This is a genomic window from Sinorhizobium sp. BG8 (assembly GCF_016864555.1).
In the GTDB taxonomy this organism is placed as follows: domain Bacteria; phylum Pseudomonadota; class Alphaproteobacteria; order Rhizobiales; family Rhizobiaceae; genus BG8.
This window is the reverse complement of record NZ_CP044012.1, coordinates 219572-241634: the sequence shown is the minus strand read 5'-3', so window position 1 is coordinate 241634 and position 22063 is coordinate 219572. Positions and strand designations below refer to the sequence as shown.

Below are 22063 nucleotides of genomic sequence, written 5' to 3'. Positions count from 1 at the left end.
CGTTACTGAATATTTATGCGTGACAATGAATTGTTACGGTGGTCGGGCTTGGAGGAGAGGCGCTGATGGTGGCGGCAGTAAAAGAAAGACAGGCGTTTGTCGGCGGAATTCTTCCGTCCCTACGTGGGGCGACTGGCCCGCTCATCGGGCTTATCGTGCTCTGCCTCTTCCTCACCTTTGCGACGGACAAGTTCTTGTCGGTGCGGAATTTCCTCAATGTTCTGGATCAGATCACGGTGCTTGGCGTCATGGCTGTCGGCATGACGCTGGTGATTCTTATCGGCGGCATTGATCTCGCCGTTGGCTCGGTGATGGCGCTGGCGATGATGGTGCTGGGTTATCTCAACGTCGTGGCCGGGGTGCCGATGGAACTGGCAATCCCGCTTGCGCTGGCTGCCGCTTCTGTGAACGGTTTACTCGCCGGATTGTTAATCACGCGTTTTAACGTGCCGCCTTTCATAGCGACGCTTGCCATGATGTCGATCGCGCGTGGCCTTGCCAACATGATCACCGACGGCCAGCAGATCATCGGCTTTCCGGCGTGGTTCAACATGATGGCCATCGTGCGCTTCGGCGGCTTCCTGACGTTGACGGTTGCCGTGATGGTCGTAGTTTTCATCATCGGTCTTCTCTATCAGCGCTATCGCCATGGCGGACGCGTGCTTTATGCCATCGGCGGCAATCCGGAGGTGGCGCGTCTCGCGGGCATCAATGTTCAGCGCGCAACCGTTCTCGTCTATGTGGTGTGCAGCTTTCTCGCCGGCCTTTCCGGCATGGTGCTTGCAGCACGCCTCGACTCCGTCCAGCCGTCCTCGGGTGTTTCGTATGAGCTCGACGCCATCGCGGCGGTCGTCATCGGCGGCACCTCGCTGTCGGGCGGTACGGGTGGCATCGGCGGTACCATTATCGGTGTCCTGATCATCGGCGTGCTGCGCAACGGCCTCAACCTGCTCAGCGTTTCGCCCTTCATGCAGCAGGTCATTATCGGCGCCGTCATCGTTCTCGCCGTTACGGCGGAAACCTACCGCAAAAGAAAATAAGAAATTTCATCTGGCCGCTGGAACGCGGTGAGGTGGTGAAAACGGTCCGCAATGGTGCGGACCGGCAAAAGGGAAGGTGCCACCTGCGAGGGCAGGGGTCACCGGGTCAACTCGGAGGAGAAACTATGAAACTGTCCAAACTGTTGCTGGCGGCAACTGCCGTGTCGATGCTCACGCTTCCGGCGACCGCTGCCGAAGTCAAGAAGATTGGCCTTGCTGTACCGAACCTGCAGGCTGACTTCTTCAACCAAATCAAGCTCGGCGTCGAAAAGCATGCCAAGGAGAAGGGCATCGAGGTCGTTGTGGTCGATGCGAAGAACGACACCAACACCCAGGTCAGCCAGGTACAAGACCTGATGACGCAGGATATCAACGCTTTCATCTATATTCCGGCTGGTGCGGCTGCAGCCGCTGTACCGACCCGGCTTGCCCGAGATGCCGGCATTCCTGTTATCAATGTCGACCGCACGCCGGAAGGTGCGCCTGGTGATACGTTTATCGCTGGCGAGAGCGTCGAATCTGCTTACGAAGTGTGCAAGTACATCATCGGCAAGGCTGGCGGCTCGGGCAAGATGGCGATCATCCATGGCCAGAAGGGCACGACACCGGAAGTCGATCGCTTCACCGGTTGCAAGCGCGCTATTGACGAGAACAAGGGCGTCGAACTGGTCGATCAGCAGTGGAGCAACATGTGGTCGGCGGATGAGGGTTTCTCGATAGCCCAGAACATGCTGCAGGCAAATCCGGACATCACGATCATCTTTGGCCAGGCTGACGGTCTTGCCATGGGCGCTGCCAAGGCTGTCGATGTCGCCAACCTTTCCGACAAGGTGATCATCGGTGGCTATGACGGCGACGTGTCGGCCCTCGAATACCTCGCAAAGTGCAAGGGGCCGTTCATCGCGACCGCGACCCAGAGCACGCAGAAGATGGGTGTCTTGGCTGTCGAATCCGCAATCGCTGTCGCTGCCGGCCAGAAGGTTGAAGAGCGCCAGACACCGAACGCGGTTCTGACAACCTGCGAAAACGCCCCGGAATTCGTCAAGAGCCATCCGTAACACATCCTGATGCGAAAGGCAGTGCCATGACGACCCGTTCTCCCATCCTCTCGCTCCGTGGGGTCCAGAAATCCTACGGTCCGATCAAGGTTCTCCACGGTGTCGATCTCGACATCTATCCGGGAGAGGTTGTGGCGCTGCTCGGTGAAAACGGCGCCGGAAAATCGACATTGTCGAACATCATTTCCGGTACCGTTCAGCCGTCCGAAGGAGAAATGACGTGGTCGGGGGCAGCCTATGCCCCCGCCAATCCCCGCGCCGCTCTGGACGAGGGCGTGGGCATGATCCATCAGGAGCTCAAGCTTCTCCCCAAGCTTTCAATCGCTGAAAACGTCTTCGTCGGCCGCTATCCCATGAAGGGTGGCCGTATCGACCGCAAGGGGATGGAAGAGCGCGCCAGAAATGGCCTGAAGAGGCTCGGCCTCGATGTTTCGCCGGACCGACTTGTCGAAGGTCTCTCCACCGGAAAGCAGCAGCTCATCGAAATCGCCAAGGCGCTGACGCTCAACGCGCGCCTTCTCATCCTCGACGAACCGACGGCGGCACTCGGTGGCGAAGAAACCCAGCTCCTGTTTCAGCAGATCGCCCGGCTGAAGGCGGATGGCGTCGGTATTATCTATATTTCGCATCGTCTTGAGGAAATCCGCCAGATCGCCGACCGCATCGTTGTCATGCGCGACGGGGCGAAGGTGCAGGAATTCGACACTGGCGACGTTCCGATCCGCACCATCGTTGAGGCGATGGTCGGCCGCTCGCTGGAGCGCATGTTTCCCACCCTTCCTGTACCCTCGGAGCATATAGCGCTTGAGGTTCGCGGGCTTTCCGCGCCCTCCAATGAGTTTCGCGACATCAATTTCTCCGTCCGCAAGGGCGAGGTATTCGGAATTGCTGGCCTTATGGGTGCAGGACGCACCGAGCTTGTACGCGCCATCACCGGAGCCGATCCGATTTCCGCCGGTGAGGTCTTACTGCACGGCAAGCCGGTCACGCCGCGGTCGCCGATCGATGCTATCCGCAACGGCATCGTTCTTGTGCCGGAAGATCGCAAGCTGCAGGGCGTCGTGCTTGATCATTCAATCGCAGAAAACATTGCTTACGCAAATCTCGAGAAAATTTCCCCAAACGGCTGGATATCGAAGCGCCGCATCAGCGAGTTCGCCGACGAGTTTATCAAGCGCTTTGGCGTCAAGGGTCGTGGCGGACAGAATGCCGGCGAATTGTCGGGCGGCAATCAGCAGAAAGTGGTGCTTGCGAAATGGCTGGCGCGCAAGCCACAGGTGGTGGTGCTGGATGAGCCGACACGCGGCATCGACGTCGGCGCGCGCTCATCAATCTACGACCTTATCATGGATCTCGCCCGCGAAGGCGTCGCCGTGATCGTGGTTAGTTCCGATCTCGAAGAAGTGCTGGGTGTCTCCGGTCGTATCATGGTCATGGCTCAGGGAAAACAGGCCGGTATCCTGAATCGCGAGGACGCAAACGACGTCTCGGTTATGGAACTGGCAACGATCTGAAAAGGAAATACTTAATGTCTGACATCAAGCTCAATGCGCCAAAGCTGTTCGATCTTTCGGGGAACGTCGCGATCGTGACGGGTGCCGGCAGTGGTATAGGCCAACGCATTGCGATTGGACTTGCCCAGTGCGGGGCAGATGTCGCCTTGCTCGACCGCCGCACGGATGACGGTCTCGCCAACACGGCAGATTTCATCGCACGGGCAGGGCGTCGAAGCATCCAGATCGCCGCCGACGTTACTAGCGGTGCAGCGCTCAACGAAGCGGTTGCGCGAACCGAGGCGGAACTCGGTTCTCTGACGCTTGCCGTCAATGCGGCGGGCATTGCCAATGCCAATCCGGCGGAGGAGATGGAAGAAACCCAGTTCCAGACTATGATGGACATCAACCTGAAGGGCGTATTCCTGTCTTGCCAGGCGGAAGCGCGGGCGATGTTGAAGTCCGGACGCGGTTCTATCGTCAATATCGCCTCAATGTCCGGTGTTATCGTCAATCGTGGGCTCAACCAGTGTCACTACAACGCTTCCAAGGCAGGCGTCATCCACATGACCAAGTCGATGGCGATGGAATGGGTCGCTCGCGGCATTCGCGTAAACACGATCAGCCCGGGATACACAGCAACACCAATGAACACCCGGCCTGAAATGGTGCATCAGACGAAGCTGTTCGAAGAGCAGACGCCGATGCAGCGCATGGCGGACGTCGACGAAATGGTGGGCCCTGCCGTGTTCCTGTTATCGAACGCTTCGAGTTTCGTTACCGGAGTTGATTTGCTTGTCGATGGTGGCTTCTGCTGCTGGTGATGGAAATGCGTAAGAAACTGCTTGTAGGAAACTGGAAAATGAACGGTCTCTCCTCGTCACTGGGAGAGATCAAAGCGATGGCTGACGCTGCGGAACGGCTGACATGCGGTCTCGTCGTCGTTCCTCCATTCACGCTCATCGAGCGCGCCAGCGTCGTCTGCTGCAGCTCGAAGCTTTCGGTTGGAGGCCAGGATTGCCACCCTCAACGATCGGGCGCGTTTACGGGGGACACTTCGGCGGAAATGCTTCTGGACGCCGGTGCGAGGTATGTCATCCTTGGTCATTCGGAGCGTAGGTCGGACCACCGTGAGACTGATAACCTGGTGTCAACTAAAGCGGCTGCAGCAACACAGAGTGGCCTGGTGGCCATCATTTGCGTTGGCGAAACGCAGGAAGAGCGCGATGCCGGGCGAACAATTGAGATTGTCGAGCGACAGCTCGCGGCCTCCGTCCCCGCAGTTGCCACCGCCGCAAACACCGTCATTGCGTACGAACCTGTATGGGCGATCGGCACGGGGCGGGTGCCGACAGTTGCGCAAATAGGAGAAGTTCATCTGGCGATGTACGAAGCTCTTAAGCAGCGATTTGGAGGCTCAGGAGGCTCGATCTCCTTGCTATATGGTGGGTCGGTAAAGCCAGACAATGCTGCATCAATTTTCGCTGTCGATTATGTGGATGGTGCACTTGTTGGGGGAGCATCGCTGAAAGCGTCCGACTTCGTGGCGATAGCAGAGGTGCTATCAGCGCATTGACGTCACCTCGGTGCGTGTTGCGATGGTGAACAGATTGTTGATGCTTTTTTCTTGAATCTGTCCCGGTGTCGGAGCTATTTAAACAGTGTTCTCAGGGCGGGGTGAAACTCCCCACCGGCGGTATCCGGAGTGATCCGGGAGCCCGCGAGCGCTTCCGCGAAAGTGGAAGGTCAGCAGACCCGGTGAGAGGCCGGGGCCGACGGTTAAAGTCCGGATGGAAGAGAACATGTCTGTAGAGCCGCTCGTTCGAGCGGTATGCGGGCCTGTTCGCCCAAGGGATGAATAGCGGTCGAAAGCCGCGGTTTAACGCCGAAAACGGCACCCTTGAAAGGCAATGAAATGGCAATCTCGAAAATTGAAGACGCAATCGCGGCATTGGCGCGTGGCGAGATGATCGTCGTGGTGGATGACGAGGACCGCGAGAACGAAGGCGACATCATAGTCGCTTCGGAGGCGGTGACTCCGGAGACCATTGCTTTCATGATGAAATATGCGCGCGGACTGATCTGTGTGGCGATGGAAGGTCAGCGTCTCGACGCTTTGGATATCCCGTTAATGGTTCCGCAGAACACAGAACTGCACAAGACGGCTTTCACCGTGTCCGTCGATTACCTGCCCGGAACGACCACTGGTATCTCCGCATCCGATCGCGCCGCGACGGTCAAGGCTCTGATGGACCCCGAAGCCCGATCTTCGGAATTTGCCCGTCCCGGTCACATTTTCCCACTCCGCGCCCACCCTGGCGGTGTTTGTGCTCGCCCCGGTCACACGGAAGCGGCCGTGGATCTCGCGCGTATGGCTGGTATGGCAGGGTCCGGTGTGATCTGTGAAGTCGCAAATGATGATGGAACGATGGCTCGACTTCCTGATCTTTTGTTGTTCGCCGAAGTACACAAAATGCCGCTCATAACGATCCAAGACCTGATTCAGTTCATGGAACAGAACATGGTTTCCGCTGCGTAAGTCAGACCTCTGAAGCCTCCGGGGGGCCATGTCGGCATCCCGGGGGCTATAACACAAAAGGCAAGGGCTCCATTATGCGGGCCACATTTTCGTATCTCATCGGGAGTAAACTGACTGCAGGCTCCTAGAACTTCTCGATGTGTTACCCCGAACCGTTTTCTTGCCGCGTATTCCACCGATTGACATTTGCCGCCGGGAATTTCACCCAAAGCTGCAAGCGGGACATCCAGCAAGATGCCAAGAGGGCGCGCCAAATGAAGCGCGCCGTTTTGGAGGGCTGCTGCGACTATCTCTTCGACTCGAATTTCAGAGAGGCGATTGAACTGCCTCCGCGGCTGTCATCTCTGCTTTCGTCATCAGGTGGGACCGCGAGATCGGACGCGGGACCAGATTTTCGTGAACCGCAATGCGTCTGATCGTTCGGGATTATCTGCCAGGTTTCTTCTTAGGGGAGGGCAAGAGACCTTCACGCTGCATCTTTTTGCGCGCAAGCTTGCGCTGGCGGCTGATTGCCTCTGCCTTTTCACGTGCTTTCTTCACGGATGGCTTTTCGAAAGCCTCGCGCGTGCGCATTTCGCGAAAAATGCCTTCCCGCTGAAGCTTCTTCTTTAATACGCGGAGCGCCTGATCGACATTGTTGTCGCGAACCAAAACCTGCATGGAACTTCCTTTGAACTATCGAAAATTGTCGCACGCAAATTACAAACTCTGGTTCTTAAACCAAGGAAAATTTTGCTGGCGGCTCCTTAAGAAGTGGAGAAGTTCTCTTTATTAGCGCAAGCCAAAGATCATCTGAAGCAGGGTTTGCGACCGCATGGGATGTCCCCCATGGCAAGCCGGGTCGTTATCCCGCGTGAAACGGAGTGTTGGTTCTGTTCTTTTCGAGTGTGTAAGTCAGACAAGCCTGTTCTCTATATAGCCACCATCGATGGGGGCCTAAACGGTCCAAGAACCAGCTTATGCTCTCCACAGACCGATCTGAGGAACGAATTTTTTGAAAATAGTACATATAAAATATAGAGAAACTGTATTAACATCTCGTCGCCAACTAGGCTTCCTCATCGCAAATAAGGGGCCGAACGATGACCAGGGCAATCCGCTTCAACGCCTTCGACATGAACTGCGTGGGCCATCAGTCGCCCGGTCTATGGGCGCATCCGCGTGACAAATCGTGGAAATACAAGGATCTGGATTACTGGCAGGATCTCGCCCGCACGCTGGAGCGCGGTATTTTCGATGGTATCTTCATCGCAGACGTTATTGGCTATTATGACGTCTACAAGGGCTCGAACTACCACGCGATCCATCAGGCAGCGCAGATCCCGGTCAACGACCCGCTGCAGCTCGCAGCCCCAATCGCGCTCGCGACCGAACATCTCGGCATAGGCATCACCGCTTCGACATCCTTTGAGCATCCCTACACGTTTGCCCGTCGGATCGCGACTGCGGACCATCATTCGAAGGGTCGCGTCGGTTGGAACATTGTCACGTCCTATCTCGAAAGCGGCGCCAAGAACATCGGAGAAGGAGGACTGCGCCGCCATGACAATCGCTATGATGTGGCGGGCGAATATGTCGAGGTCCTCTACAAACTGCTGGAGGGTTCATGGGAAGAGGGCGCGGTGGTGCGCGATGGCGACAAGCGCATCTTTACCCATCCGGAAAAGGTTCATGAGATTGGGCACAAGGGCAAATATTTCGATGTTCCCGGCTACAGCCTGACCGAGCCTTCGCCGCAGCGCACACCGGTTCTCTACCAGGCGGGCGCATCCGGTCCCGGCAAGTCCTTCGCGGCTCAGCATGCCGAATGTGTCTTCGTTGCCGCGCCAACCAAGTCGGTGCTCAAGGCCTATGTGGCGGAGATCCGCCAGCGTGCGGCGGCGGCAGGGCGCGATCCGAGCAAGGTCTATATCTACACCCTGCTGACGATCATCACCGACGAGACCGAGGAAAAGGCGCAGAAGAAATTCGAGGAGTACAAGAGCTACGTCTCCTATGACGGCTCGCTCGTCTTCATGTCCGGCTGGAGCGGTATCGACTTCGGTCAGTACGCGCCCACCGATCTCGTCAAGAAGGTCGAGACCAATGCGATCCAGTCGGTGGTCGAACACCTGGCGGGTGGTGACAAGTCCTGGACCATTGACGAGCTTGCGCAGTTCGGCGGCATCGGCGGTCTCGGACCGGTCATTGTCGGTTCACCCGAACGCATCGCCGACATCCTGCAGGAATGGGTCGAGGATACCGATGTCGATGGCTTCAATCTCGCCTATGCGGTGACGCCGGACAGCTTCGAGGATGTCGTCAATTTCATTGTGCCGGAACTGCAGAAGCGCGGAGCTTATCCAACGGCCTACAAGCCGGGCACGTTGCGCGAAAAGCTCTTTGGCGACGGTCCCTATCTTCCCGCCAGTCATCCGGGTGCGGGATATCGCGATATCGAAGCCGTGAAGCGACGCGAAGCAGGTGCCGTCGTGACCGCCCTGAAGAGCGCGAAGGGCTGAGGTTCATGACAAACCTGCTTGAGCTGAATGACGTCTCGCTTTCCTTCCGTGGTGTGAAGGCGCTGAATTCACTGAGTTTCACGGTTGCCCAGGGCGAAATTTGCGCACTAATCGGCCCGAATGGCGCCGGCAAGAGCTCATTGCTGAACGTTATCAATGGCGTTTATCGAGCCGATTCTGGAGATATCGTCTTCGATGGTAGCCATTTTGGCGCGATCCGGCCGGGCACCGCCGCACGTCTCGGCATCGGGCGCACCTTCCAGCACAATGCGCTGTTTCGCCGGTTGAGCGTACGGGAGAACGTCCTTTCTGGCCTTTCCCGCCGCGGTGAGGCGAGCTTCTTCGAAAACGTCTTCCGTTTCGGCCGTGACAGGAAAGAGCGCGGTGATTTCAGCGCGCGGGCCGAACGGGTGATCGCCTTCCTCGGATTGGAAACCTACGTCGGGCGGATCGTCTCGACGCTGCCCTATGGCATCCAGAAGCGGGTCGATCTCGCGCGCGCCCTGGTTTCCGAGCCCAAGCTCCTGCTGCTCGACGAGCCGATGGCCGGCATGAACCAGGATGAAAAGCAGGACATGAGCCGCATCATCAGCGAGGTTAATCGCGCCTTCGGCACGACCATTGTGTTGATCGAGCATGATGTTGGCATCGTGCTCGGGCTCGCCAGCCATATCGTCGTCCTCGACTACGGACGAAAGGTTGCCGATGGCGCACCGGATGAGGTGCGCAACAATCCCGATGTCATCGCCGCCTATCTCGGCACAGTTCACTAAGGGGACGGGCGTGGCCTATTTTCTCGAAACTCTGATCGCCGGTCTTTTTGCCGGTCTGATGTATGGCCTCGTCGCCATTGGCTTCGTGCTGATCTACAAGGCTTCAGGCGTCTTCAACTTCGCCCAGGGCGCCATGGTCTTTCTGGCGGCGCTGGTGTTCGTGACGCTCGTCGAGCGCGGGATAAATTTCTGGGTCGCCTTCGCGGCAACCTCCGCACTGATGATCGTGACGGCTGTCGTCATCGAGGCGCTGGTTCTGCGTCCGCTTCGCAACCGCGATCCGCTGACCCTGTTCATGGCCACGCTTGGACTCTCCTTCGTCATCGACGGCGCGGCGCAGTTTTTTCTCGGAACCGACGTGCATATGCTCGACATCGGCATCGAGGATATCGCCGAGGATTACGGCGGATTGTTTATCAGTTGGTTCGATATCGTCGCCTCGCTCATCGTCATTGCTCTCGTCGTTGTGCTTGCGATCGTCTTCAGCAAGACACGCATGGGCGTGTCGCTTCGCGCCGTGGCCGACGATACGCTGGCCGCCCAATCGATCGGCATCCGTCTTCCCGTCATCTGGCGCATTGTCTGGAGCGTTGCCGGTATAGTCGCTCTGATCGCCGGCTTGCTCTGGGGCGCGCGGCAAGGCGTCCAGTATTCGCTGTCGCTCATCACGCTGAAGGCGCTGCCTGTTCTGATCATTGGTGGCTTCTCCTCGATCCCCGGCGCCATCGTCGGCGGGCTCATCGTCGGCGCCAGCGAGGCGCTGGCCGATATCTATCTCGGCCCGCTGGTCAACGGCAGCGTTTCGACCTGGTTCGCCTACATCCTCGCCGTCGCATTTCTCCTCGTTCGTCCCGCCGGTCTTTTCGGCGATCGCGACATCGAAAGGGTCTGACCCATGACCACCGTTCAGGACAACATCTTGGATGTCGGCGCTGCCTCCTCTGTTCCATCCGGCTCGACGCTTCTGCGGACTGCCCTCGTCATTGCAGGCCTCGCCATCGCCTTCGGCGTCGTGCCTGCGATCGCGACGGACTATTGGCTGAGCTCGATCATCATCCCCACAATCGTCATGGGGCTGGCTGGCATCTCGCTCAACCTTCTGCAGGGCTATGCCGGGCTTGTCTCGCTGGGTTCCGCCGCCTTCATGTCGGTCGGCGTGTTTTCTGCCTATAACCTGATCCTGCGTGTGCCGGGGCTCCCGCTTCCGCTCGTTCTGCTGCTGGCTGGCGTGATCGCGGCCGCGGTCGGGATCTTCTTCGGCCTGCCGGCGCTCAGGATCAAAGGGTTCTACCTTGGTGCCTCCACGCTCGGCGCGCAGTTCTTCTTCCAGTGGCTGTTCACCAACTATCCGTGGTTTTCGAACAACAGCCAGTCGCTCACCATTTCGGCCCCGCGTCTGGAGATTTTCGGATACGGCCTGCAGTCGCCCGTCGGGCGTTATCTGCTGGTTGCGACAGTCACGGTCCTGCTGATCGGTCTTGCCTTTCTGGTGGTCAAAAGTCGGCTCGGGCGTGAATGGATGGCGATCCGTGACATGGAAACGGCGGCGTCAGTGCTCGGCATCCGGGTCGCTCGCCGCAAGCTGCAGGCCTACGCAGTCAGCTCCTTCTTCCTCGGAATAACCGGCGTGCTCTGGGGCTTCGCCTATCTCGGCACGGCCGATGCCTATACCTACAATCTCGACAAGTCGTTTCAGGTCCTGTTCATCGTGCTCATCGGCGGGACGGCGACGATCTTCGGCAATTTCCTCGGTGCGGCCTTTATCGTGCTGACGCCGATCCTGCTCGATCATCTCGTGCTTGCCTCCAACGTTGCCTATCTCAGCGATCAGGGTGCGATCACCAATCTCCAGCGCGTGATCTTCGGTGCGATCATCATCTTCATCCTGATCAAGGAGCCGGACGGGCTTTCCGCCTGGATACGGCGCGGCGTGGAGGCACTTCAGGCGCGGTTCAGACGCTAGCCACCCAGTTCCGCGTGCGGATCGGGCTTGGCGCCGGATCTTCCGCCCGTTCCTATAACCATCGGCGCCATTCTCGAAGCGACACACAAGGGGTAACCATGTCGATACTCTCGAAATCCATCGCCCTTGCGGCCGGAGCCTTGATGGCTGCCGCAAGCCTAAGCGCGCCGGTGCAGGCAGAGGACGGTGCCGGTCAGCAGCTCTATCCGCTCTTCACCTATCGCACTGGTCCATACGCACCGTCCTTCATCCCGTTCGGCGCGGGCAACATCGACTATCTGCGCTACGTGAACGAGGTCGAGGGCGGCGTGAACGGCGTCAAGATCCTGATCCAGGAATGCGAAACCGCCTATACGATCGAGCGCGGCATCGAGTGCTACGAGCGCTATAAAGGCGGCTATAACGGCGCGCTGACGGCCGCGATCTATCCACATTCGAGCGGTCTGGACGTGGCGCTCACAGACAAGGCGCGCATCGACAAAATCCCGATCGTCAGCCCCGGTGGCGGCCAGAACATCGCGACCGACGGCCGTGTGTTTCCCTATCAATACCCGCTGATTTTCGACTACTGGAGCGAAGCCCAGATCATCGTCGACTACATTGCCCAGCAGGCCGGCGGCTACGAAAAGTTGAAGGGCGTCAAGATCGCGACGCTCTATCATGACTCGGGCTACGGCCGCGATACGATCGAACCACTCGGCATTCTCGCGAAGAAATACGGCTTCGAGGATATTCAAATCCCTGTTCCGCATCCCGGCGAACAGCAGCAGGCACAGTGGCAGCAGATCCGCCGCGCCGGTGCCGACTGGGTATTCCTCCGCGGCTGGGGTGTCATGACGCCGGTCGCTATCAAGACCGCCGCCCGCGTCGGCTTCCCGGCCGATCGCATCATCGGCGATATCTGGAGTGGTTCGGAAGATGATGCCCGCCCGGCGGGCGCTGCCGCCAAGGGGTATCTTGCCGTCTCGGTTTTCCCCCCGGGCACCGACTACGGCATCCTGAAGACACTCAAGGAAAACATCCTCGACAAGGGCAAGTCGGACCTCAAGGACAACAGCAAGTTCGGTACGGTCTACTACAACTACGGCGTGATCGAGGCCATCACATTCGTCGAGGCATTGCGCACTGGACAGAAGAAGTTCGGCAACAAGCCGCTCAACAACGAAGAAGGCCAGTGGGCGCTTGAAAACCTCAATATCGACCAGAACCGCATTGCTGAACTCGGCGCCGAGGGTCTGATCAGCCCGCTGAAGACCACCATCGACAACCACAAGGGCGAGACCATCGCGGCCAAGATCATCCAGTGGAACGGCGAATCCTGGGATACCAAGACCGACTGGATCAAGGCGGATTCCACACTCTTTGCCGACGTGATCAAGGCGAAGGCTGCCGCCTACGCTGCGGAAAAGGGCATCACGCCGCGCGAAGCGGCCAGCAACTGAGCCAACAGGCAAGGGTAGCCGACCATGACTGACCAGACGACAGCCGGATTCCTCGAGGTCCGCAATGTGGAAGCCCTCTATGGACAGGCGATCCTGGCCGTCAGGGATGTGTCGCTCAAGATCGAGGAGGGCAGCATTGTTGCCCTCCTCGGCGCCAATGGCGCGGGCAAGACGACCACGCTGAAGGCGATTTCCAATTTGCTCGGTCCGGCGCGCGGCCGCGTTAGCAAGGGCGATATCCGGTGGCGCGAGGAATCGATCAGCAATCTTTCCGCTTCCAAACTTGTTGCCCGCGGCATCGTGCAGGTGTTGGAGGGACGTCACGTCTTTCCGCAACTGACCGTGGAGGAGAACATCCTCTCAGGTGGGTTCGTCGGCAGGCCTTCACGCAAGGCCCTGAACGACAGCCTTGAACAGATCTACACCTGGTTTCCGCGCCTGCAGCAGAAGCGCAAGACCAAGGCCGGCCTCACCTCCGGCGGTGAACAGCAGATGGTGGCGATCGGGCGCGCATTGATGACGAAGCCCAAGCTCGTCCTGCTCGATGAACCCTCGATGGGGCTTGCTCCGATCATCGTGCAGGAGATCTTCGAGATAGTGCGAACTCTGAACAAGGAATCGGGCGTGAGTTTTCTGCTCGCAGAGCAGAACGCAAACCTGGCGCTGAAATATGCCGACTATGGCTACATCCTCGAAACGGGACGAGTCGCTCTGTCCGGTACGGCCGAGGAACTGCGTGCCCGCGATGATGTGCATGATTTCTACCTGGGCGGCGCGAAGTCCGCCGTTCCCCACTGATTTTTAATGAACAGGGAGCCGTCATCACCATGACCTTCGCCTATAGGGAAAACATCCAGGCTCTTCGGCCGGACCTTCTGGAAAAATATGGTCCGGTCTTTCGCCGGATCGCCGATGGCACGCTGGAACGTGAGCGTCAGCGTATCCTGCCGCGCGAACAGATAGCGTGGCTGAAGGAGGCAGGATTTCCCGCAGTCCGAGTTCCGCGGGAAGAGGGCGGGGACGGCGGCTCGATCGTCGATCTGGCGGCGCTGCTGATCGCGCTTGCCGAAGCCGACCCCAACATTCCCCAGGCCCTGCGCGGCCATGTCGTCTTTTCCGAAGACCGGTTGTTTGCCGATCCCGGTCCGGAACGCGACGTCTGGCTGAAGCGGTTTGCCGATGGTGAGATCGCTGGCAATGCCTGGACGGAGATCGGCACGATCGGTCTTTGGCAGACGGCGACAAGCGTTAAAAAGGACGGCGATGCGCTACGCCTCGACGGTCGCAAATTCTATACGACAGGCAGCATATTCGCAGACTGGATCGATGTGCTGGCGCGCCGGGAAGATGGCGCAGACGTCCTTGCGTTGGTGCGAAAAAACTCCGAGGGCGTGAAGGTCAGCGACGATTGGGATGGTTTCGGCCAGCGCACGACGGGCAGTGGCGAAGCGGTATTCCAATCGGTTCTTGTCGAGCCACAGAACGTCCTTCTCTACGAGGAGCGCGTTCCCTATCAACATGCGCTTTACCAGCTCGTTCTCCTGGCAAGCCTTGCAGGCATCGGCCGCGCCATCGTGCGCGACACGGCCGAACAGATACGCAACCGCACGCGTGTCTATAGTACCGGTGCCGGCCCTTCCGACCGGCAGGACCCCCAGATCCAACAGGTCGTGGGTCAGCTGGCGGGCCTCGCCTATGCGACGGAATCGAGCACTTTGCGTGCTGCCGCCGCTATCCAGCGGGTCTTCGAGGCGAAGGCTGCCGGCCCGGATGCCGTGAAGGCCGCAAACGATACCGCCCATGTCGAGGTCTATTCCGCACAGATCATCGTTACGGAATTCACCCAGCGCGCCGGCAGCTTGCTGTTCAACGCGCTCAGCGCTTCGGCTGCCCGCGAAAGCCATGCACTTGATCGTCACTGGCGCAATGCCCGGACCATTTCGTCGCATAATCCGGTGATCAACAAGGAACGGATTGTCGGTGACTGGCACATCAACGGCACGGCGCCTCCGATCAACTGGTCGATCGGTGTGCCGTTGGCGACGCAGGGCACCGGGGAGACTGCCGCGGCAGCGCAGTAGGTTTGCCGAGGCCGGCCCCGCTGTCGAACTGTGCGGTCGGTCGTGATCACAGCAGATACAGCAAAGGGTTTGCCATGCAGCAGGAGACATTTGCGAACAAACAGGCGCCCAATGAAGGTGAGGTGGCCGACATGCAAAACGTGCATGAATTTGCCCGCCGATTTCGCCTTAGTCCGCAGGAAGAGCATCGGCTCGTTGCCCGTCACGGCGTGACGGCGCCGCGCATCGATCTGCTGGTAGACGCTCGGCGAGAACTTGCGAGCTAGTCACAGCACTCAAAGCCACCAGAACGTCATCCCGGTTGAAAAACGGGCAAAAGCCCAGCCCCAGCCCGATCAAACAGTCGATAAAAGGAGGAGAAGTGCCATGAGCGATACCAAGACGTCGAAAGTCCACAGTGAAGTTCTCTCTGCAAACGAAACCTATGTGGCCTCGTTCGGAGACAAGAAGGATCTCGCACTTCCGCCGGCGCGCGGCTTCGCTATCCTGACCTGCATGGATGCCCGCCTCGACCCCGCGAAGTATGCAGGGCTCTCGGAAGGCGATGCTCATGTGATCCGCAATGCTGGCGGCAGGGCGAGTGATGATGCAATCCGGTCCCTTGTCATTTCGCACAAGCTTTTGGGCACGAAAGAATGGTTCGTGATCCATCATACGGATTGCGGGATGGAACTGTTTTCGGACGAGGTGATCGGTGATCTCCTGGCTGACAGCCTCGAGACGGCAAGCTTCGATGGAGAGGCATGGTCAAACCCCAAGCATGGCGGCGGCTGTGTGCATGGTAGGTTTCTGAAGTGGCATACGTTCAAGAACAACGAGGCAAGCGTTGTCGATGACGTACGCTGCATCCGCGAGCATCCCCTCGTGGCAGCTCACATTCCTATTTATGGCTATATCTATGATGTGCGAACCGGCCGGCTGAACGAAGTCTCTGATGCGACGGAAGCTGGGCGGCCCAAAAGCCGATAGTCAGATGTGACATCCTGCATCAACGAGGCTGTCAACAACAACTTGATTGCGCATCTCATCCTGACTTGGCATCGGGAAGACTGCCCACTCAAGAAGGTTTCGCGCGCTCGAGAAATTGGCTGAGTTCTGCCGGCAGCCGTGGTGTTCATGCGTGGCCGGCATGATCGGCAATCCTGAGGCGTACTTTCAGCCTCTCAGGCCACCACCCACCGTCCTCCTCAGCTCGAGGCAATCGTACCGAGTTGCTGAGCTGTGAGGCGTTGACATGGTTGTCCCTCTCACAGTCGCGATGACAGCGAGGGCGCCGGATCAATTTGAGCGACGCCCTCACGCCCCTTAGTTCCAGGGATGTCGGGGAGGATTGATGTCGTTCAAGTAGAAGTTTCCGACATGGAAAAACTTCCAGCACACAGGATCATGTAGCGTGTGTGCACGAGCATTGCGCCAATGCCTGTCGAGATTGTGCTTGGCGAGTGTCGAGCGTGTACCGGCGAGTTCGAACAGCTTGTTCGTAGCCAGTATGGCGATCTCCGTTGTCAGCACCTTTGCCTCGGCAGTCTTGATCGTAGCGTCGGCAATAACTTCTTCCGTCGGATTTTCTACGCCGCGGTCGATCGCCTCGCCTGCGATATCCAGCAACGCTTCAGCCGCATGCAGCTTGATCTTCAGGTCGCCGATCGCGGCGATAGTGAAGGGATCTTCGCCGGCCGTCTCCTTGCCGCTGTCAATCCACGGCCTGCTCTGCGTCTTGATGAAGGCGATCGTGTCCTCGATCGCGCCGCGCGCGATCCCAGCATCGACGGCCGCCTGAATAATCTGCGAAACGGGGCCTGCTACCGTCGGTCGATCGAAAGCGGCGACGGGAAGAAGACGGCTCTTTGGAACCCGCACGTTTTCGATCTTCACCGAACCGGAAGCCGTCGTGCGCTGGCCGAAGCTGGATCAGTTGTTGGTCACCGTGATGCCCGGTGCGTCACGATCGGTGAAGACGAGAAAGCCCTTGTCGCCTTCATCCACGGCGACGATTGGAATGACATGCGAGAGCAGGGCGCCTGTGGTGTAGAACTTTTCGCCGTTCACGACGGCGAAATCTCCATCATAAGTAACGCGGGTCTCAAAAGCGGCCACTGTCTTGCTGTTGAGTTCTGAGAAGGCATTGCCGAAGCGCAGGCCGGAAAGGACCCAGCCAAAAAACTCCTTTCTCTGCTCCTCGGTGCCGTCAAGATCGATGTGCCCATTGATGGCCAGGTGGTTCTGGGTGATCTGGGCGATCGACGGATCTGCGGCCGCAAGGATCGCGATCACCCGAGCCAGCGTTTTATAGGACACCCCCGGGCCGCCATAGGCCTTGGGAATATTGATACCCCAGAGCCCGCTCTGGGAATAAGCGTCGATCTCCTCCAGCGGTAACAGTCCTTCACGATCACGCAGGGCCGCACCAGCGGCGAACTTGCCAGCGAGTTTCTTGGCAACGGTGATTGCCTCCTCGTCGCTGGCGATGATGTGGGCTGGCGTCTCAGGGCGCGGGCGTGGCGGAACCGGGTCGCTGGAGTTAACCCGTGGATGTAGCGTGTAGTCTATGGCCTGCTGTTCGATCACTCCCATGGGGACGCTCCTTGTTGTTGACATCACAGCTTGGCAGAAGTGTTGTATAGTCTATAGAAAATATATATTATTAAATGTGCCAGACGTGAAAATCCATGTCCGCCAGCAGACACGCAACGCAATGTTGCCGTAACGGCGTATCGTCACTCGGCCTGCGAGCGGTTCCGGCTAGGGCGCTGTGCCCGCCGACCGTGATGAGTTCGGTCACCGAGAAGATGCCGAGCCTGCCCCGGCACTCCGGCTCCTTGGTCTGATTCAGCTCAAGGTGGGCAAAAAATCGCTCCCAGGGATCTAGACAGGCGGCGAATGCATGCCGACGCGATTTCAAAACGTGGAAAACATCTGAAGTGACCTTGCCATCGCTTGTAACTAGAACAGTTGTTCAGCCACTGCGCTGAAAATCCCGTAAAATGCAGTCGTCACCAGCGCGCTAGAAGCATGCCGCAACTTGCGAATGCCACGGCGTCCGGAGAGGCTGTCAACGTTCTGGCTATGCCCATGGCGTGAGATGTCGTCCCTAGAGAGAATGCCCGATCCTCCGCATCGCTGCTCCGGGCGAACAGCCAGACGGCTTGCGAGACGACCACGCCACCTATTCCATTGAACATGACAGCGAGCATGGTGGGGCTTTCCCAGCCGCCCGTGGACCGGGAGAGAGGAAGTGCAACGACAGGAAGCCATGGCGGCTGTCGGCGGTCAGCGGCAGCGTGTTGCAATGGGCCGCGCCTTGGTCCGCAATCCAAAGCTTTTCCTTTTCGACGAGCCGCTTTCAAACCTTGACGCCCAGCTGCGCACAGAAATGCGCATCGAGATCAAGCGACTGCATCAGAAGCTCGGAGCGACGATCGTCTACGTTACGCATGACCAGGTCGAAGCGATTACAATGTCGACAAAGATCGTCGTCATGAACGGCGGCAAAATCGTCCAGATCGGTACGCCCGATGACATCTCCAATTCCCCGGCGGACCTGTTCGTCGCAAGGTTTGTCGGCTCGCCAGCAATGAATCTCCTGGAGGGAACGATTGAGAACATCAGGGGTGGCCAGATGCTTCGCGTTTCACCGCAACTCGCAATTTCGCTTCCGGCGGGGTTTGCGGCCAAACGGTCAGTCCGTGACGCTTGGTGTTCGACCTGAAAACATCTGCATCGGCGATACACTGGACGAACCTTGCCTGGTTATCGACGCTCGCGTCGACCTGGTAGATCCGACGGGTGCCAATACGCTCGTGATCTTCGACGTGGCGGGTAAGGAAGTGACGACCAGGACCGCGCCGACGGTCAAGATCAGCGCAGGTAAAACGCTGAAGTTTGGGTTTTCGCAAAGCAGCTTCCACTTGTTCGACACGAAATCGGGGGCACGTCTCCACCAGCGTGGCACCATCTCGGCAGCTTCGCCGTCGTTCGCAGCAATGAGTTCAGCTCAGCCCATCTGACAGGCCACAGCTAAAATAGAGTTGGGTCGCCCGATTGAGGCGGCCCAATTCCTTTCGTTCTTGCCGAGGTATCATGCTCAAGAACATTCATCCTTCAGTGAATTCGCAACTTCTCAGTGCCCTTAGCGAAATGGGCCATGGCGACGAGATCGTTATCGTGGATGGGAACTTCCCGCTCTATTCTCACGCCTGACGGGCAATCAGAGTGCCGGCGATAACGTCTAAGGAGATGCTCCAGGCAATCCTCACGCTACTTCCTCTCGACGATTTCGTGGACACCCCGACCGCGATGATGACCCCGGTTATTCCTCGTGATGCGTCCAGAATATTTGGCGAGTTCCAGCGGGAGTGCGACAGCGCTGAGGGCAGGGAAGTGCAAATCGAGCAGATTGAGCGCTTCGCGTTCTACGACGGCGCTCGCACTGGCTTCGCGATCGTCCAGACGGACGAGCGTCGCTTGTACGACAACATCATCCTGAAAAAAGGGGGTCATCCGGCCGAAGTAAGCTTCCCTCGGCACTATACACGTGGGTTGTTGCAGTCATGTTCACCATTTGGGCCAAGATGATCGCATAATGTATCGACCGGAACTCTGCGCTCTGGCGGCTCAACCCTCAGACCAGCATGAGCAACGGCTATCGCTTTGATTCAGCATTTAGTTCCCCGAATTGGCGGAGGTATACAGTAAAGCCCCCGCCTTTTCAGCCGCTGCCCACAGACGCTTGTCTCTGGTCCACAAGGCCGCTCGCTGATCAAGGAGTATTGAGGCCAGCAAGTGGGCATCCGTGTAGCCGATGCCCATACTGAAAATGGCGTGGCGATCAATCATCATCATGACTTCGTCGTGCGTTGCGACGAACGCTTCGCGTTGAGCCGCCAGAAAAGCTATCACGCTACCCCGGTCCCGAAGGCTGCCAAGTGCCAATTCACCAATCACGGCCGGATGGCAGAGGAGACGATCGTCCTCAATAATCCTACGCAACTCTGCATCGCCACGTCGGAAATGATCAATCCAGATGGAGGTGTCAGCAAGTATCACTCGGCCGCTGCGCTCCGGCGGCGTGGGGCTGCCTCCGCATCCGGCATAGTTCCCCCGAGCGCGATGAGGCGTTTTCCCGACTCAACACGAACAAGCGTCTCTAGCGCTTGGCGGACCAGAGCGGCTGTTTCTTTTATGCCGGTTAAGGACCTAGCCTTTTCCATGAGCGTATCGTCGAGGTTGATAGTCGATCGCATCGTTTGGTTTCCCGATTTTGGTGCTTAAAAATAGCACCATTTGGTGATGAAATCTACGCCTGGTCCCACTCTGATACGTCCGTCGTAGGATGTGCAAAACCGGCAACACGGGGCATGTTTGACCGTCGTGGGAGCCCCTAAGCGCAAAGCGAATGCGCGGCGTATCACTCAAAAACTGCAGGAGTCGCGGGTTCGTTTCCGGTCAAGAGCTCAGGGATTTGGTACCCGGGCACTAACATTTCAACCGGATCACCCAATCGGGACAGGCCAATTTCAGTTGCGACCATGTCTGCGCCCGCCGCAGCACGCACCAAACCGCTTGCCTGAACCGCACGAGCAAGGATCGCTGCTACGGCGTTGCAATCGGCCTACGAGCGAGAGCAAAATCGAAGACGGCAACACGGACGCTGTCAGCGCCACCAACTTGGCCGAAGCCCCTGGAATAACGAGCCTGCGGCCGGCCTTGAAGCCGCTCCAAGCACATTCGGCGACATATTCGGGCGTCTGCCTCGGCAGGATCCTGAACAGCGCCGCACGTGCAGCACCTGAGCGCTCAAGAAATTCCGTCGCCACTGGCCCAGGAGCGACACATGTGACGGTGATTCCGTTGGGGCGAAGTTCCTCATGCAATGCTTCAGAGAAGGAGCGCACAAAGCTCTTGCTCGCGTAATACATGGCCATACCAGGGCCGGGCGTGAAACTGGCAATCGAGGCAAGATTGATCACACCGCCACGTTTGCGCGCCAGCATGCCTGGTACGAAGCGAAGCGTGAAGTCGCTGAGGGCGCGGATGTTGACATCAACCATTCCAAGCTGATCGCCCATTGGAAGCGTGGTTGCTGCCCCCGAAGACCGTATCCCGCGCTATTGACGAGGACATTGCAAACAAGGCGGTTCTCAAAGAGGAATGTCTCCAACCGAGCCGAGGCATCACCCGAAAAAAGATCGAGATCCAACACATAAGGAGCACCGCCGGCTGTTCGGACCTCGGTCGCTGCTGCCGCCAAGTTCTCACGCGACCGCGCGACGAGTACGACCGGACCGCCTTCCGCAGCTGCGACCTTCGCGATCGCACGGCCGATCCCCCGTGACGCGCCAACGACGACCGTTGCGAGCCGTGATTCTTCATCGCCCCTCATACCTTTGTCCTCGCCGTCGAGTGGGCGCCGATCGTTTCTTGGCTGGCGAGACTGTTTGCTTCGGAAGCAACTTTGCCGTTCAGAATTTCCTCGAAGCGAACAAGGGCGCGAGCGACGGTGGCTCCATCCATTACCCGGTGATCATAGAGGATTCGGACATTGACCACTCCGTCCTCACTGATCGGCCCCCAGTTCAGAAGCGTTGTCAGTGGTGTCAGGGGATTCAACGATTCCGCCCCTAGCCCGGAGTAGACCGAGAGTTGGAACGTACCGAAATGGCGCGCCCGCCGCCCAGCGATATTAAGGCCGAGCCACATCAGCATCCATCTCATCGGTGCCGGCAGGCGGGCAAATTTCAGCGCGCGTCGGAACTCTTTGATGCCGAGCACCGGCTGCGTACGCGCCGTCTCCATCATAGCTTGCAGGTCTACGATCTCTCGGCGCTCGGGTCCCCTGATCGTGCCGAGAAGAACGACACGCTCGCCGTCGAACTCACGCTCATGGGCGACGGAGGCGACACTCATCGGGTATTCGTAGATCCGCGGCCAGGGAAACTTCAAATAGGCGCGGCGCAGTTCGGGTACCTCCTGTGCGAGGAGACCATATCCCTTGAGAAAGAGAACCGTCCAGGACAGCCGGATCGGTTGCTCCATCCGTGCTTCTAGAAGAGGGGCGAGGTTCATTTGCCGCTGCACTGTGATCCGCGGAATGCCCACCGAAAACCGCATCAGATCACATACGAGCCGTCGTGGCGCCGAAATCTTCAGGGTCCGACCTCGCATCGTGACACC

At 58.5% G+C, this 22063-nt stretch carries 21 protein-coding genes, 3 pseudogenes and 1 riboswitch; of the genes and pseudogenes, 18 read left to right on the top strand and 6 right to left on the bottom strand.

The features are described from left to right. The first annotated feature begins 65 nt into the window (after positions 1–65). The 6 genes from F3Y30_RS22245 to ribB all read left to right on the top strand — a co-directional run bounded on the left by F3Y30_RS22245 (position 66) and on the right by ribB (position 6130). Positions 66–1040 (top strand): ABC transporter permease, encoded by a 975-nt coding sequence (locus F3Y30_RS22245; RefSeq protein WP_203427349.1) that lies wholly within the window; start codon positions 66–68, stop codon positions 1038–1040. A 125-nt stretch (positions 1041–1165) separates the two neighbouring features. Next, positions 1166–2098, top strand: coding sequence for a substrate-binding domain-containing protein (locus F3Y30_RS22240; protein ID WP_203427348.1), 933 nt, complete (start codon positions 1166–1168; stop codon positions 2096–2098). 26 nt (positions 2099–2124) lie between these two features. Continuing rightward, positions 2125–3612 (top strand): sugar ABC transporter ATP-binding protein, encoded by a 1488-nt coding sequence (locus F3Y30_RS22235; protein ID WP_203427347.1) that lies wholly within the window; start codon positions 2125–2127, stop codon positions 3610–3612. A gap of 14 nt (positions 3613–3626) precedes the next feature. Continuing rightward, positions 3627–4415, top strand: a complete 789-nt coding sequence (locus tag F3Y30_RS22230; protein WP_203427346.1) for an SDR family oxidoreductase — start codon at positions 3627–3629, stop codon at positions 4413–4415. A gap of 5 nt (positions 4416–4420) precedes the next feature. Then, positions 4421–5167 carry a triose-phosphate isomerase gene (tpiA, locus tag F3Y30_RS22225; RefSeq protein ID WP_203427345.1) on the top strand — a complete coding sequence of 249 codons (747 nt, stop codon included), beginning with the start codon at positions 4421–4423 and terminating at the stop codon, positions 5165–5167. An 83-nt stretch (positions 5168–5250) separates the two neighbouring features. Further along, positions 5251–5397, top strand: a riboswitch (FMN riboswitch). 109 nt (positions 5398–5506) lie between these two features. Continuing rightward, complete coding sequence (gene ribB, locus F3Y30_RS22220; RefSeq protein WP_203427344.1) at positions 5507–6130, top strand: 3,4-dihydroxy-2-butanone-4-phosphate synthase; 624 nt, start codon at positions 5507–5509, stop codon at positions 6128–6130. A 426-nt stretch (positions 6131–6556) separates the two neighbouring features. On the opposite strand, the gene rpsU is transcribed toward ribB, so the two are convergent. Beyond that, positions 6557–6790: a 30S ribosomal protein S21 gene (rpsU, locus tag F3Y30_RS22215; RefSeq protein ID WP_203427343.1), complete on the bottom strand. Its 234-nt coding sequence runs from the start codon at positions 6788–6790 to the stop codon at positions 6557–6559. A gap of 422 nt (positions 6791–7212) precedes the next feature. Here rpsU and F3Y30_RS22210 point away from each other — a divergent pair, with 422 nt between their 5' ends. The 9 genes from F3Y30_RS22210 to F3Y30_RS22170 all read left to right on the top strand — a co-directional run bounded on the left by F3Y30_RS22210 (position 7213) and on the right by F3Y30_RS22170 (position 15859). Further along, the gene (locus F3Y30_RS22210; RefSeq protein ID WP_203427342.1) at positions 7213–8631 is read left to right on the top strand and encodes an LLM class flavin-dependent oxidoreductase; all 1419 of its coding nucleotides are present in this window, start codon (positions 7213–7215) and stop codon (positions 8629–8631) included. Between the two features lie 5 nt (positions 8632–8636). Next, complete coding sequence (locus F3Y30_RS22205) at positions 8637–9404, top strand: ABC transporter ATP-binding protein (RefSeq protein WP_203427341.1); 768 nt, start codon at positions 8637–8639, stop codon at positions 9402–9404. A 10-nt stretch (positions 9405–9414) separates the two neighbouring features. After that, positions 9415–10296: a branched-chain amino acid ABC transporter permease gene (locus F3Y30_RS22200; protein ID WP_203427340.1), complete on the top strand. Its 882-nt coding sequence runs from the start codon at positions 9415–9417 to the stop codon at positions 10294–10296. Positions 10297–10299: 3 nt separating this feature from the next. Further along, entirely contained in the window at positions 10300–11367 is a 1068-nt protein-coding gene (locus F3Y30_RS22195; RefSeq protein WP_203427339.1) for a branched-chain amino acid ABC transporter permease, read from the top strand. Between the two features lie 98 nt (positions 11368–11465). Further along, positions 11466–12809 (top strand): ABC transporter substrate-binding protein, encoded by a 1344-nt coding sequence (locus F3Y30_RS22190; RefSeq protein WP_203427338.1) that lies wholly within the window; start codon positions 11466–11468, stop codon positions 12807–12809. A 24-nt stretch (positions 12810–12833) separates the two neighbouring features. Next, entirely contained in the window at positions 12834–13607 is a 774-nt protein-coding gene (locus tag F3Y30_RS22185; protein WP_203427337.1) for an ABC transporter ATP-binding protein, read from the top strand. A 29-nt stretch (positions 13608–13636) separates the two neighbouring features. Beyond that, positions 13637–14890 carry an acyl-CoA dehydrogenase family protein gene (locus tag F3Y30_RS22180; RefSeq protein WP_203427336.1) on the top strand — a complete coding sequence of 418 codons (1254 nt, stop codon included), beginning with the start codon at positions 13637–13639 and terminating at the stop codon, positions 14888–14890. Between the two features lie 74 nt (positions 14891–14964). After that, on the top strand, positions 14965–15156 hold the full coding sequence (locus F3Y30_RS22175; RefSeq protein ID WP_203427335.1) for a hypothetical protein: 192 nt from the start codon (positions 14965–14967) through the stop codon (positions 15154–15156). A 100-nt stretch (positions 15157–15256) separates the two neighbouring features. Continuing rightward, entirely contained in the window at positions 15257–15859 is a 603-nt protein-coding gene (locus F3Y30_RS22170; RefSeq protein WP_203427334.1) for a carbonic anhydrase, read from the top strand. Positions 15860–16195: 336 nt separating this feature from the next. Here the strand turns inward: F3Y30_RS22170 and F3Y30_RS22165 are convergent. Next, positions 16196–17464 (bottom strand): annotated as a pseudogene (locus F3Y30_RS22165) (SfnB family sulfur acquisition oxidoreductase). A 661-nt stretch (positions 17465–18125) separates the two neighbouring features. Between F3Y30_RS22165 and F3Y30_RS22155 the strand changes: the two are divergent. From F3Y30_RS22155 to F3Y30_RS22145, 3 genes and pseudogenes are all read left to right on the top strand, one after another. Beyond that, the gene (locus tag F3Y30_RS22155) at positions 18126–18599 is read left to right on the top strand and encodes an ATP-binding cassette domain-containing protein (RefSeq protein WP_281435473.1); all 474 of its coding nucleotides are present in this window, start codon (positions 18126–18128) and stop codon (positions 18597–18599) included. Beyond that, positions 18577–18897 (top strand): TOBE domain-containing protein, encoded by a 321-nt coding sequence (locus F3Y30_RS22150; protein ID WP_203427331.1) that lies wholly within the window; start codon positions 18577–18579, stop codon positions 18895–18897. Before F3Y30_RS22155 ends, F3Y30_RS22150 begins: the two co-directional genes overlap by 23 nt. Before the next feature lie 73 nt (positions 18898–18970). Further along, positions 18971–19465: pseudogene (locus F3Y30_RS22145) on the top strand (RbsD/FucU domain-containing protein). A gap of 87 nt (positions 19466–19552) precedes the next feature. On the opposite strand, the gene F3Y30_RS22140 reads toward F3Y30_RS22145, so the two are convergent. From F3Y30_RS22140 to F3Y30_RS22125, 4 genes and pseudogenes are all read right to left on the bottom strand, one after another. Then, positions 19553–19936, bottom strand: coding sequence for a type II toxin-antitoxin system VapC family toxin (locus F3Y30_RS22140; RefSeq protein ID WP_203427330.1), 384 nt, complete (start codon positions 19934–19936; stop codon positions 19553–19555). Next, positions 19933–20133, bottom strand: coding sequence for a type II toxin-antitoxin system VapB family antitoxin (locus F3Y30_RS22135; RefSeq protein WP_203427329.1), 201 nt, complete (start codon positions 20131–20133; stop codon positions 19933–19935). The genes F3Y30_RS22140 and F3Y30_RS22135 overlap by 4 nt, the downstream gene beginning before the upstream one ends. Before the next feature lie 273 nt (positions 20134–20406). Further along, positions 20407–21272, bottom strand: a pseudogene (locus tag F3Y30_RS22130) (SDR family NAD(P)-dependent oxidoreductase). After that, entirely contained in the window at positions 21269–22054 is a 786-nt protein-coding gene (locus F3Y30_RS22125) for a hypothetical protein (protein WP_203427328.1), read from the bottom strand. Before F3Y30_RS22125 ends, F3Y30_RS22130 begins: the two are co-directional and overlap by 4 nt. Positions 22055–22063 lie beyond the last annotated feature (9 nt).